Below are 11,523 nucleotides of genomic sequence, written 5' to 3'. Positions count from 1 at the left end.
CCGACCACCTTGCCCCGTTTCACGGCCCCGGTCCGGGTGCTGCCGTCCCCGGTACCTGCCGCATCCGGCGTCCCGGCGGTGCCGTCACGTCGGGCGCCGGCGCGGGCGGTGGTCTCCGGCGGGGTGGGCGCGCTGGCCGCCCTGGCGGCGGGCTGGCTGTGGTGGGAGCGGGGCCGCAGCACCCGCGCACCCTCGGGCGGGCGACGGGCACGGGGGCGGCGCGCGACGCCATGGGCCGCTACCCTGTGAGGGTGAAATCTGTGAACTTGTCCGCGTCGCACCTCGCCCGCCTCCTCGGTTCGGCGGCCGCGGCGATGCTCGCGATCAGCTTCCTGCTCGTCACCCCGACCGCCCTGCCGGCGGCCGCGGCCGACGGCGACTGCACCGACGTCGAGGTGATCTTCGCCCGCGGCACCAGCGAGGCGCCCGGCATCGGCCGGGTCGGTGCGGCCCTCGTCGACGCGCTGCGCCAGCAGACCAGCCAGAACATCGGCGTCTACGCGGTGAACTACCCGGCGGGGCGTCTGCAGCTCGGCGGCGGTGACGGCGCCAACGACACGATCAACCGGGTGAAGTTCATGGCCGACAAGTGCCCCGAGACCCAACTGGTGCTCGGCGGCTACTCCCAGGGCGCCTCGGTGATGGACATCGTCACCGGCACCCCGGTCGGGATCAACTGGGGCTCCTCACTGCCGGCGGAGTACGCCGACAACGTCGTCGCGGTCGCGGTGTTCGGCAACGCCGCCAACCGCATGGGGGGCCCGATCTCCAGTCAAAGCGCGCTGTTCGCGTCCAAGGCGATCGACCTGTGCAACCCCGGCGACCCGATCTGCCACGAGGGTGAGGGCAACGACTGGAAGGACCACACCGACGGCTACATCCCGGTCTACACCAACCAGGCCGCCGCGTTCGTCGCGGGCAAACTCGCACCGTCGCACCTGACCCCCGAGGGCTTTATCAATTAGGTGCGCTAACATATCGACGTGGCTATCCTTCGTCGTGGTTCCCGCATCCTGGCCGCAGCGGTCGCTCCGGTAGCGCTGCTGATGGCATCCGCACTGCTGCCGGCGCCGTTCTCCGCGGTGCTGCCGAACGCCTCGGCGGCGTGTTCGGACATCGAGGTCGTGTTCGCCCGCGGCACCAACGACTCCCCGGGGGCGGGTCGTGTCGGGGATGCGTTCATCAGCGCCCTGCGCTCCCAGGTGGGGGGCCGCTCGGTGGGGGTGTACGCGGTGAACTATCCGGCCAGCTACGACTTCCGGGCGGCCGCCGACGGCGCCAACGACGCCAGTGCGCACGTTCAGGGCACTGTCAACGACTGCCCGGACACCCGGATCGTGCTCGGCGGCTACTCGCAGGGCGCGGCGGTCATCGACGTGATCGCCGCCTCCCCGGTGCCCGGGCTGGGCTTCTCGATGCCGCTGCCGCCGGGCACCGACTCCCATGTCGCGGCGATCGCGGTGTTCGGCAACCCGTCGGCCAAGCTGGGCCAGCCTCTGTCGAACAGCCCGGTCTACGGCAACCGCACCATCGACCTGTGCGCCAACGGGGACCCGGTCTGCTCCGCCGGCGACGACTTCGACGCCCACAGCGGCTACGTGCCGGGGCTGACCAACCAGGCCGCCGCGTTCGTGGCCGGGCGGGTGTAACGGCGCTACAACTCGTCGCGACACCGCACGTCGCGGGTGACGACGGTGCGGGCGGCAAGCTGGTCGTCGGGCGGGTAGTCCACCCCCACCAGGGTGAGCCCGCGCGCCGGCGCGGCGGCGAAATCGCTGGACCGGCTGGTCACGGTCAGCAGCCCGGCGAGCCAGCCGCCGTCGCGGCGGCCCTCCCCCACGGCGAGGACCGCGCCGACCAGTGAGCGCACCATGTTCCAGCAGAACGCGTCGGCGACCACCCGGGCGCTGACCCGGTGATCGGCGCGGCTCCAGGTGAACTCCTGCAGGTCACGGATCGTGGTGGCGCCGGGGCGGTGACGGCAGAACGCCGCGAAATCGTGCAGGCCGTGCAGCGGCGCGCACGCGGCGTTCATCGCATCCACGTCGATGTCGCGCGCCCAGGCGGTGACATAGCGGGCCTGCTGCGGGTCCACCCCGTAGGGCGCGGTGGACAGCCGGTAGCAGTAGTGGCGGCGCAGCGCCGCGAATCGGGCGTCGAACCCGGCCGGGGCACGGCGGATGGACCGCACCCGCACGTCGGGGGGCAGGAACCGGGCCAGCCGACGCACCAGCGGCAGGAATTCGGGCTGCCCGGGCCGCGGGCTGCGCGGATAGCCGTGGTGCAGCGCCGCGGTGGGCACGTCGACGTGGGCCACCTGCGCCTCGGCGTGCACCCCGGCGTCGGTGCGCCCGGCCACCACCAGCCGCAGCGGGGTGCGGAACACCGTCGCCAGCGCCTCTTGCAGGGTGCCCGCGACGGTGCGCTGCCCCTCCTGGACCGCCCAGCCGGCGAACTCGGTGCCGTCGTAGGCGAGATCGAGGCGCAGCCGGGTCGTCGGCTCGCTCACCCCGCTCAGGTCCGCTCTAGGCGTCGTCGGTGTCGTCCGTCTCGGACGCCGCCCCATCAGCAGCCTCAGCGGTCTCGGTCTCCGCGGCCGCTACAGTCTCCTGGGCCTCCTCGGGGGCCTCCTCGGGGGCCTCCTCGGCAGCGGTCTTGGCCCGCGCGTTGTCGGCGGCCTGCTTGGCCGCGGCGCGGCGCGCCCGGTCGGCCTCGGAGGTGACGGTCTTCTCCTGCACCAGCTCGATCGCCGCCATCGGGGCGTTGTCGCCCTTGCGCGGCTCGAGTTTGATGATGCGGGTGTATCCGCCGTTGCGGTCGGCGAAGTGCGGGCCGATCTCAGCGAACAGGATGTGCACCACGTCCTTGTCGCGGATCTTCTTGAGCACCTCACGCCGGTTGTGCAGCGCACCCTTCTTGGCGTGGGTGATCAGCTTCTCGGCGTAGGGCCGCAGTGCCCGCGCCTTGGCTTCGGTGGTCCGGATCCGGCCGTGCTCGAACAAGGACGTGGCCAGGTTCGCCAGAATCGCCTTCTGGTGGGCGGAGGACCCGCCGAGGCGGGGACCCTTGGTGGGCTTGGGCATTGCGACTTCTCCTCAGTGGGGCCGACCCCCGTATCAGGTAGGGCCGGGACGGGCCTTTATCAATGTGTCTGTCAATGTGTCCGGGTCCTCAACGGCCGCAGCGGACCGCATCGTCACCGGACAGCGGTTACAGCTGCTCGGTTTCGGCGTAGTCCTGGTCGTCGTAGGCGGCGTCAGCCGACCAGGTGCCGCTGGCGGCGTCGTAGCCGGCGACCTCCGACGGGTCGAAGCTGGCCGGGCTGTCCTTGAGCGCCAGGCCCAGCTGGTGCAGCTTGACCTTCACCTCGTCGATGGACTTCTGACCGAAGTTGCGGATGTCGAGCAGGTCGGACTCGGTGCGGGCGACCAACTCCCCGACGGTGTGCACGCCTTCACGCTTGAGGCAGTTGTAGGAGCGCACGGTCAGGTCCAGGTCGTCGATCGGCAGCGCGAACGACGCGATGTGGTCGGCCTCCGCCGGCGACGGTCCGATCTCGATGCCCTCGGCCTCGACGTTGAGCTCGCGGGCCAGCCCGAACAGCTCCACCAGGGTCTTGCCGGCCGACGCCAGGGCGTCGCGGGCGGTGATGGAGTTCTTGGTCTCGACGTCGAGGATCAGCTTGTCGAAGTCGGTGCGCTGCTCGACACGGGTGGCCTCCACCTTGTAGGTCACCTTGAGCACCGGCGAGTAGATCGAGTCGACCGGGATCCGGCCGATCTCGGCGCCGGTGGCCTTGTTCTGCACGGCGGGCACGTAGCCGCGGCCGCGCTCGACGACCAACTCGACCTCGAGCTTGCCCTTGTCGTTCAGGGTCGCGATGTGCATGTCCGGGTTGTGCACGGTGACCCCGGCCGGCGGCACGATGTCACCGGCGGTGACCTCACCGGGACCCTGCTTGCGCAGGTACATGGTGACCGGCTCGTCCTCCTCGGAGGAGACGACCAGGCCCTTGAGGTTCAAGATGATGTCGGTGACGTCCTCTTTGACCCCGGGCACGGTGGTGAACTCGTGCAGCACCCCGTCGATGCGGATGCTGGTGACGGCCGCACCGGGAATCGACGACAGCAGGGTGCGCCGCAACGAGTTCCCCAGGGTGTAGCCGAATCCGGGCTCGAGCGGTTCGATGATGAACTGCGACCGGTTCTCGGCGATGACCTCTTCGGACAGGGTGGGACGCTGAGAGATCAGCATGGGTGTTCCTTCTCCTTCTCGGCACCCGCTATTTGATGCCGCTAGGTGGTCCCGCGGTGATCGGCGCCGGCCCGGTGTCGCCGTGCCGGCGTGATCGCCGCGGGTGCCCCCGCACCTCGCGGTGCGGAAGTACTGCTACTTCGAGTAGAACTCGACGATCAGCTGCTCGGTGAGCGGGACGTCGATCTGGGTGCGCTCCGGCAGCTGGTGGACCAGGATGCGCTGCCGCTCCCCGACCACCTGCAACCAGGCGGGGATCGGGCGGTCGCCGGCGGTCTCGCGGGCGATCTGGAACGGCAGGGTGTTCAGCGACTTCTCCCGCACGTCGATGATGTCGTACTGCGACACCCGGTAGCTGGGGATGTCGACCTTCACACCGTTGACGGTGAAGTGGCCGTGGCTGACCAGCTGGCGGGCCATCCGGCGGGTCCGGGCCAGCCCGGCCCGGTAGACGACGTTGTCCAGCCGGCTCTCGAGGATCTTCAGCAGCTCGTCGCCGGTCTTGGCGGCGCGGGCGGCGGCCTCCTCGTAGTAGCGGCGGAACTGCTTCTCCATCACGCCGTAGGTGAAGCGGGCCTTCTGCTTCTCCTGCAGCTGCAGCCGGTATTCGCTCTCCTTGACCCGGGCGCGGCCGTGCTGGCCGGGCGGGTAGGGACGCTTCTCGAACGCCTGGTCGCCGCCGATCAGGTCGACACCGAGTCGACGCGATTTGCGGGTGGCGGGTCCGGTGTAACGAGCCATGTTTGTTCTCCTCCTCGAACCCGATTAGACCCGGCGCCGCTTGGGCGGACGGCAGCCGTTGTGCGGCTGCGGGGTGACGTCAGAAATCGCGCCGACCTCCAGGCCGGCAGCCTGCAGCGACCGGATCGCGGTCTCCCGGCCGGAGCCGGGGCCCTTGACGAACACGTCGACCTTGCGCACGCCGTGCTCCTGGGCCTTGCGGGCGGCGTTCTCGGCGGCCAACTGCGCGGCGAACGGGGTCGACTTGCGCGACCCCTTGAAGCCGACGTGACCGGAAGACGCCCAGGCCAGCACGTTGCCGGCGGGGTCGGTGATCGTCACGATCGTGTTGTTGAAGGTGCTCTTGATGTGGGCGGCACCATGCGGGACGTTCTTCTTCTCCCGCCGGCGGGACTTCTGCCCCTTCTTGGCGGAGGACGACGTTTTCTTCGTTGCCATGGGTTACCTGGCCTTCTTCTTGCCGGCGATGGTGCGCTTGGGGCCCTTGCGGGTGCGCGCGTTGGTCTTGGTCCGCTGACCCCGGACCGGCAGGCCGCGACGGTGACGCAGACCCTGGTAGCAGCCGATCTCGATCTTGCGGCGGATGTCGGCCTGGACCTCGCGGCGCAGGTCACCCTCGACCTTGAGGTTGCCTTCGATGTAGTCACGCAGTTGGGTCAGCTGGTCGTCGGTGAGGTCCTTGCTGCGCAGGTCCTTGTCGATGCCGGTGGCGGCGAGGATCTCCCGCGACCGGGTGCGGCCGACACCAAAGATGTAGGTCAGCGCGATCTCCATCCGCTTGTCACGCGGCAGATCGACGCCCACAAGTCGAGCCATAAGTGGCGTTCCTTACTTCTTCATGGGGAGGTCTGGTCCCAGCCCATCCCGGCCGACTGCTCCGGGGCCCGGCCTCCGTCCGGACGTGCGATGAGCGGCCTATCCGCTCACAGGTACTGGGAGGTCTGCATTCAGTTGTGTCGCTGGCGGGTCGATCCCGGACGGGCCCGGGCTCTAGCCTTGGCGCTGTTTGTGCCGCGGATCGGAGCAGATCACCATGACCCGCCCATGCCGGCGGATCACCCTGCATTTATCGCAGATCGGCTTGACGCTCGGGTTCACCTTCACGGCTGTTGTGATCCTGTTCTCGCTGGTTGCTTACTTGTACCGGTAGACGATGCGACCTCGGGTGAGGTCATAGGGGGACAGCTCCACCACCACCCGGTCCTCCGGGAGGATGCGGATGTAGTGCTGGCGCATCTTGCCACTGATGTGGGCGAGCACCTTGTGTCCGTTCTCCAGCTCAATGCGGAACATCGCATTGGGCAGCGGCTCAACCACTCGGCCTTCGACCTCGATGGCGCCGTCTTTTTTGGCCATGACTTCTCGGCGATCCTCCGTTTTGCCTGCTCCGGTGTGTCAGCGCAGCCCCGTCCGACTCCCAAACGTGAGCCGATGGTCGGAAATTCTGCGAATCAATTCTGCGAATCGTCGAAGACTTCCAGGACAGGGCACGCAACGAGTCGGCGCGGTGGCCGCACCGACGCTCCACGATACCCGCATCCCCGGCGTCGGCCAAAATCCGTGCCGAGGGACCCGCGCGGGCACCGATCCGGGCCGCGTCACCGGCCCGGTGATGTTGGATTCTGCCAGGACGTCGGGTATAGACCGGGGTGAACCCCACCGCGCCGCGCGGTGACCCACTCACCCCGATCCCCCGCCGCGGTCCCCGACCACAGACCCGAACCACACAGACCCGAACCACAGACCCCCGAGGAGCCATCCGATGACCGACGCGATCGCACTCAAGCCCGACCTGGGCCGCTACGGCGTGTGGACCTTCGGCCGGGTCACCGCCGAACAGGCCCAGACCGTCGAGAAGCTCGGCTACGGCGCACTGTGGGTGGGCGGCTCCCCCGGCGCCGAACTCGACTTCGTCGAACCGATCCTGGAGGCGACGTCGACGCTGCAGGTCGCGACCGGCATCGTCAACATCTGGTCGGCTCCCGCCCCGGAGGTGGCGGAGTCGTATCACCGCATCGAGGACGCCCACCCGGGCCGGTTCGTCCTGGGCATCGGCGTCGGCCACCGCGAGCACACCGAGGATTACCGCAGCCCCTACCGGGCGCTGGTGGACTACCTCGACGCGCTGGATTCCGCGGCGGTGCCCACCAGCCGCCGGGTGCTGGCGGCGCTGGGCCCGAAGGTGCTGGAGTTGGCCGCGCAGCGCAGCGCCGGCGCCCACCCGTACCTGACCACACCCGAGCACACCGGGCAGGCCCGCGAACTCGTCGGCAACACGGTGTTTTTGGCCCCGGAGCACAAGGTGGTGCTCGACTCCCACGACTCCGACGCCGCGGCGGCACGTTCGCTGGGCCGCGACGCGCTGGCGATGTACCTGGGCCTGTCGAACTACGTGAACAACTGGCACCGACTGGGCTTCACCGCCGAGGATGTCCGCCCACCCGGCAGCGACCGGCTGGTCGACGAGATGGTCGCCCACGGCAGCGCCGAGCAGATCGCGGCTCGCCTCGGTGAGCACCTCGACGCCGGCGCCGACCACGTCGCGATCCAGGTGCTCGGCGGCTGGGACGCGTTTGTGCCGACGTTGACCGCCCTGGCCGAGCCGCTGGGCCTGTAAACGGCCTGTCACCCCCCCCCCCGGCTCGCGTCGAGCCGCACGCTTTGGTGCGTTTTACGGCCTTGAGTTCAAGGGGTAAACGCACGCAAACGTGAGTCTGGACGCCCAGCCCGGTTAGGGTTTGGCGCATGCGGCTGCTGGTCACCGGGGGTGCGGGGTTCATCGGCGCCAACTTCGTGCACACCACGGTGCGCCACCGCCCCGACGTGGCGGTCACGGTGCTCGACGCGCTCACCTACGCCGGCAGCGAGGAGGCGCTCGCCCCGGTCGCCGACGCGGTTCGGCTGGTCCACGGCGATGTCGCCGACGCGGCGGTAGTCTCCGCGCTGGTCGCCGAATCCGACGCGGTGGTGCACTTCGCCGCCGAAACCCACGTCGACAACGCCCTGGCCGACCCGGCGCCGTTCCTGCACTCCAACGTGGTGGGCACGTTCACCGTGCTGGAGGCGGTGCGAGCCCACCGGGTGCGGTTGCATCACGTCTCCACCGACGAGGTCTACGGCGATCTTCGCCTCGACGACCCGGCCCGGTTCACCGAGGCCACCGCCTACAACCCGTCGAGCCCGTACTCGTCGACCAAGGCCGCCGCCGACCTGCTGGTCAAGGCCTGGGTGCGCTCCTACGGGGTGGCCGCGACACTGTCGAACTGCTCCAACAACTACGGGCCGTACCAGCATGTGGAGAAGTTCATCCCCCGCCAGATCACCAACCTGCTCACCGGGCGGCGCGCCAAGCTCTACGGCCGCGGCGCCAACGTGCGCGACTGGATCCACGTCGACGACCACAACGACGCGGTGTGGCGGATCCTGGAGGCCGGCCAGATCGGGCGCACCTATCTGATCGGCGCCGACGGTGAGCGCGACAATCGCACGGTGCTGCAGATGATCCTGGCGCTGATGGGCCACGACCCCGACGACTTCGACCACGTCACCGACCGGGCCGGCCACGATCTGCGCTACGCCATCGACCCGACGCCGCTGCGCGAGGAGTTGGGCTGGCGCCCCGCGCGCACCGACTTCGAGGCGGGCCTGCGTGCCACCATCGCCTGGTACCGCGACAACCAATCCTGGTGGGCCCCACTGAAGGACGCCGTGGAGACCGGCTACGCGAAACGGGGGCAGTGAGATGACCGTGCGTGAACTCGCCGTCCCGGGCGCGTGGGAGATCACCCCACGCCAGCACCGCGATGCGCGCGGGGTGTTCTTCGAGTGGTTCACCGACCGGGAGTTCACCGGGTTCGCCGGGCACCGGCTGGATCTGCGCCAGGCCAACTGTTCGGTGTCGGCCGCCGGGGTGCTGCGCGGGCTGCACTTCGCCGCGGTGCCGCCCGGCCAGGCCAAATACGTCACCTGCGTGGCCGGGGCAGTGTTCGACGTCGCCGTCGACATCCGGGTGGGCTCCCCGACGTTCGGACACTGGGACGCGGTGCTTCTCGACACCCGTGAGCGACGCAGCGTGTATCTGTCCGAGGGGCTGGCGCACGGCTTCGTGGCCCTGCAGGACGACTCGACGGTGATGTACCTGTGCTCGGCGCCGTACCGCCCCGAGGCCGAACACACCATCGCCGCCACCGACCCGGCGCTGGGCATCGACTGGCCCGACCGGCATCGGCTGATCGTCTCCGAGCGCGACGCCGCCGCCCCGAGCCTCGCCGAGGCGCAGGCGGCGGGGCTGCTGCCGTCGTGGACACAGACCCGCGCCTTCGTCGACGGGTTGCGCGCCGAGCACGACCGTCAGGGGCCGTAGCGCAGCCACAGCGGCATGACGGTATCCAGCCGCTGCATGAATTTGCGCAACCCCACCCGGTACTGCCCCGAGCCCAGCGGGTCGACCCAGTACTCGGGGTAGGCGATGCCCACCCCAAACAGCCCGGGCGCGAGGATGCCGGTGGCCGGGTCGTAGGCCGGCACCGGCGGCGTCGAGGCGATGCTGCGGGCAACGAATCCGACCGTGTGCACGACGCGGTCGCAGCGCCGCAGTGCGGCCGGCAAGGCCGGGTCGTCGACGTGGTAGCGGCGCAGCCGCGGCGGGGGTGTGCCGTCGATGTTCTCCCGCGCCCAGTGTGCGGCGTGGCCTTTGAGGCCGGTGTCGTCGTAGACGGTCCAGTCCTGCAGCGCCACCGCGTAGCGCAGCGGGCTGCGGTAGACGTTGATCACCGTGGCAGCCGCGGTGTCCAGCAGGTTCGGCAGCGCGATCATCGCCGAATGCGAGGAACCGAACACCGCGACGGTCGCACCGTCCAGCGGCTCGGCGGCCAGCTTCTGCGGGTCGAGCACCGTGTCCAGCGGGATCTCCGGCGCGGCGACGCCGGGCAGGCGGGTGGGCACCGACCCGATCGCCAGGATCACGTTGTCGGCGGTGATCGACCCGGCTCCGGCCGCGGCGCCCGCCTTGTGGTCGAGATCGAGGTCGAGGACCCAGCGTCGCTCGCGCAGCGCCAGGTGGGTCACGACGGTGCGCAGGGCGCACACCCGCGCACCCAGCCGCTCGGTGATCGCCTGCAGCGGGTCGGCGACCAAGCCCAGCGGGCAGGTCTGGTGCGGGTCCAGCGAGCTCAGCGGGAATCCCGCGGCAGCGCTGAAGCCGAACGCCGGGGAGGCGGTGAGGTAGTCGAGGAAATGCGCGACGGTGGTGTTGCTGGGCACCGCGCGCCACTTCCCCCCGAAGTCGCCGACGACGAACTCCGGGTCGATCCAGGCGATGGTCGACGCGGCCACACCGTGGTCGAGCAGGCGCCCCACCGCGGCGATGCCCGCCGGCCCCGCTCCCACAACCGCCCAGCGGTAGTCGCTCATGTCCGTCGCCTCACTCGGTCCCTGGCGCCCGGTGACGCCGAACCCGATGCTGCCGAACCATCGCGGCCACCGGTAGGGGTGCTGTTCTTGGCGGGGCACAAGGTGGGCTTGTGGCCGGGGTGCGGCCGGGGCGCCTCTACGGCGAGGCAGGGGGCCCGAGCGCGGCGATGTGGGCCAGCAGGTCACGGACGGCGCCGGCCGGCGGGGTGCGCCCGCCGAGCCAGATCGCGCGCAGCTCGCGACGCAGGTCCAGCCCGGCCACCGCGACCGGACGCAGCCGCCCGACGGCGAGGTCTTCGGCCACGGCCAGCCGGCTCATCACCGCCGGCCCGGCCCCGGCGAGCACCGCGCCGCGCACCGCGGTGGCCGAGGACAACTCCAGCACCGGGTCGGCCACCGGCGTGGTCGCACCGAGCGCGGCCTGCAGCGCCACCGTCAACGAATCCCGTGTCCCCGAACCGGGTTCGCGGCAGACCAGCGGGGTGTCGGCGAGTTCGGCGGCGCCGACCGCGGTGGTGCGGCGGGCCCATTGGTGATCGGGTGGGACGACCACCACCAGCTCGTCGCGGGCGACGAGCCGGCTGCGCAGCCCGCCCGGCTCCCCCGGGCTCTCGATGAACCCGAGGTCGGCGGTCGCGTCGCGGACCGCCGCGATGACGTGGTCGCTGTTGGTGGCGGTGAGCACCACCTGGGGCGCGGTGGTGCCGTGGCGGGCGGCCGCGGTCCGCAGCGACACCAGCCATCGCGGCATCAGATGCTCGGCAACGGTCAGGCTCGCCGCGACCGTGACCCGCTGGCGGCTCTCGGTGCGCAGCGACGCCAGCCCGGCATCGACGTGGTGAGCGACGTCGAGCAGCCGGTCGGCCCACTCGGCCACCACCACCCCGGCCGCGGTCAGCCGTGACCCGCGCGCGGTGCGGACCACCAGTTGCACCCCGGCCTGCGATTCCAGCGACGTCAGCCGCGCCGACACGGCCTGCTGGGTCAGCGAGAGTTCGCGGCCCGCCGCGCCGAGGCTGCCGGTGCGGGCCACCGCCAGCAGCACCTCGAACGCGGAGAGCTGCGGCATCCGCGCACTCAGCCTCATCCCGCCATCCAAACACGCACCCGTCGCGC

The 11,523-nt window shown here is 70.6% G+C and carries 16 protein-coding genes; 5 read left to right on the top strand and 11 right to left on the bottom strand.

Going from position 1 to position 11,523, the window contains the following annotated elements:
- On the bottom strand, positions 1 to 182 hold a 182-nt coding region (locus B8W67_RS21060; RefSeq protein ID WP_207567694.1), incomplete at its 3' end, for a hypothetical protein.
- A 132-nt stretch (positions 183 to 314) separates the two neighbouring features.
- Here B8W67_RS21060 and B8W67_RS01930 point away from each other — a divergent pair.
- Both B8W67_RS01930 and B8W67_RS01925 read left to right on the top strand, forming a co-directional pair.
- Entirely contained in the window at positions 315 to 965 is a 651-nt protein-coding gene (locus B8W67_RS01930; protein WP_109561690.1) for a cutinase family protein, read from the top strand.
- Between the two features lie 18 nt (positions 966 to 983).
- Positions 984 to 1,649, top strand: coding sequence for a cutinase family protein (locus B8W67_RS01925; RefSeq protein WP_272937725.1), 666 nt, complete (start codon positions 984 to 986; stop codon positions 1,647 to 1,649).
- A gap of 5 nt (positions 1,650 to 1,654) precedes the next feature.
- Here B8W67_RS01925 and truA read toward each other — a convergent pair whose 3' ends face one another.
- The 8 genes from truA to infA form a co-directional block, all read right to left on the bottom strand.
- A complete protein-coding gene (gene truA, locus B8W67_RS01920) occupies positions 1,655 to 2,566 on the bottom strand; it encodes a tRNA pseudouridine(38-40) synthase TruA (protein ID WP_085302012.1) in 912 nt (303 codons plus the stop codon).
- Positions 2,526 to 3,083 (bottom strand): 50S ribosomal protein L17, encoded by a 558-nt coding sequence (gene rplQ, locus B8W67_RS01915; protein WP_085302010.1) that lies wholly within the window; start codon positions 3,081 to 3,083, stop codon positions 2,526 to 2,528. The genes truA and rplQ overlap by 41 nt, the downstream gene beginning before the upstream one ends.
- A 127-nt stretch (positions 3,084 to 3,210) precedes the next feature.
- Positions 3,211 to 4,254, bottom strand: coding sequence for a DNA-directed RNA polymerase subunit alpha (locus B8W67_RS01910; protein ID WP_069391056.1), 1,044 nt, complete (start codon positions 4,252 to 4,254; stop codon positions 3,211 to 3,213).
- Between the two features lie 135 nt (positions 4,255 to 4,389).
- On the bottom strand, positions 4,390 to 4,995 hold the full coding sequence (gene rpsD, locus B8W67_RS01905; protein ID WP_069391055.1) for a 30S ribosomal protein S4: 606 nt from the start codon (positions 4,993 to 4,995) through the stop codon (positions 4,390 to 4,392).
- Between the two features lie 24 nt (positions 4,996 to 5,019).
- Positions 5,020 to 5,433 carry a 30S ribosomal protein S11 gene (gene rpsK / locus B8W67_RS01900; RefSeq protein ID WP_069391054.1) on the bottom strand — a complete coding sequence of 138 codons (414 nt, stop codon included), beginning with the start codon at positions 5,431 to 5,433 and terminating at the stop codon, positions 5,020 to 5,022.
- A 3-nt stretch (positions 5,434 to 5,436) separates the two neighbouring features.
- Positions 5,437 to 5,811, bottom strand: coding sequence for a 30S ribosomal protein S13 (gene rpsM, locus B8W67_RS01895; protein WP_069391053.1), 375 nt, complete (start codon positions 5,809 to 5,811; stop codon positions 5,437 to 5,439).
- A gap of 174 nt (positions 5,812 to 5,985) precedes the next feature.
- Entirely contained in the window at positions 5,986 to 6,099 is a 114-nt protein-coding gene (gene rpmJ, locus B8W67_RS01890) for a 50S ribosomal protein L36 (RefSeq protein ID WP_003879483.1), read from the bottom strand.
- A 30-nt stretch (positions 6,100 to 6,129) separates the two neighbouring features.
- The gene (gene infA, locus B8W67_RS01885; protein ID WP_005140011.1) at positions 6,130 to 6,351 is read right to left on the bottom strand and encodes a translation initiation factor IF-1; all 222 of its coding nucleotides are present in this window, start codon (positions 6,349 to 6,351) and stop codon (positions 6,130 to 6,132) included.
- A 406-nt stretch (positions 6,352 to 6,757) separates the two neighbouring features.
- Here infA and B8W67_RS01880 point away from each other — a divergent pair, with 406 nt between their 5' ends.
- The 3 genes from B8W67_RS01880 to rfbC all read left to right on the top strand — a co-directional run bounded on the left by B8W67_RS01880 (position 6,758) and on the right by rfbC (position 9,358).
- Positions 6,758 to 7,612: an LLM class F420-dependent oxidoreductase gene (locus B8W67_RS01880; protein ID WP_085302008.1), complete on the top strand. Its 855-nt coding sequence runs from the start codon at positions 6,758 to 6,760 to the stop codon at positions 7,610 to 7,612.
- A gap of 128 nt (positions 7,613 to 7,740) precedes the next feature.
- Positions 7,741 to 8,736 carry a dTDP-glucose 4,6-dehydratase gene (gene rfbB / locus B8W67_RS01875; protein WP_085302006.1) on the top strand — a complete coding sequence of 332 codons (996 nt, stop codon included), beginning with the start codon at positions 7,741 to 7,743 and terminating at the stop codon, positions 8,734 to 8,736.
- A gap of 1 nt (position 8,737) precedes the next feature.
- Positions 8,738 to 9,358, top strand: coding sequence for a dTDP-4-dehydrorhamnose 3,5-epimerase (gene rfbC / locus B8W67_RS01870; protein ID WP_085302004.1), 621 nt, complete (start codon positions 8,738 to 8,740; stop codon positions 9,356 to 9,358).
- Here the strand turns inward: rfbC and B8W67_RS01865 are convergent.
- Both B8W67_RS01865 and B8W67_RS01860 read right to left on the bottom strand, forming a co-directional pair.
- Entirely contained in the window at positions 9,346 to 10,407 is a 1,062-nt protein-coding gene (locus tag B8W67_RS01865) for an FAD-dependent oxidoreductase (RefSeq protein ID WP_085302040.1), read from the bottom strand. The genes rfbC and B8W67_RS01865 overlap by 13 nt on opposite strands.
- Positions 10,408 to 10,543: 136 nt before the next feature.
- Positions 10,544 to 11,494 carry a LysR family transcriptional regulator gene (locus B8W67_RS01860; RefSeq protein WP_085302002.1) on the bottom strand — a complete coding sequence of 317 codons (951 nt, stop codon included), beginning with the start codon at positions 11,492 to 11,494 and terminating at the stop codon, positions 10,544 to 10,546.
- Between the last annotated feature and the right edge of the window lie 29 nt (positions 11,495 to 11,523).

This window comes from Mycolicibacillus koreensis, from assembly GCF_002104795.1.
Lineage (GTDB): Bacteria > Actinomycetota > Actinomycetes > Mycobacteriales > Mycobacteriaceae > Mycobacterium > Mycobacterium koreense.
This window is presented reverse-complemented; position numbering and strand designations above follow the sequence as displayed.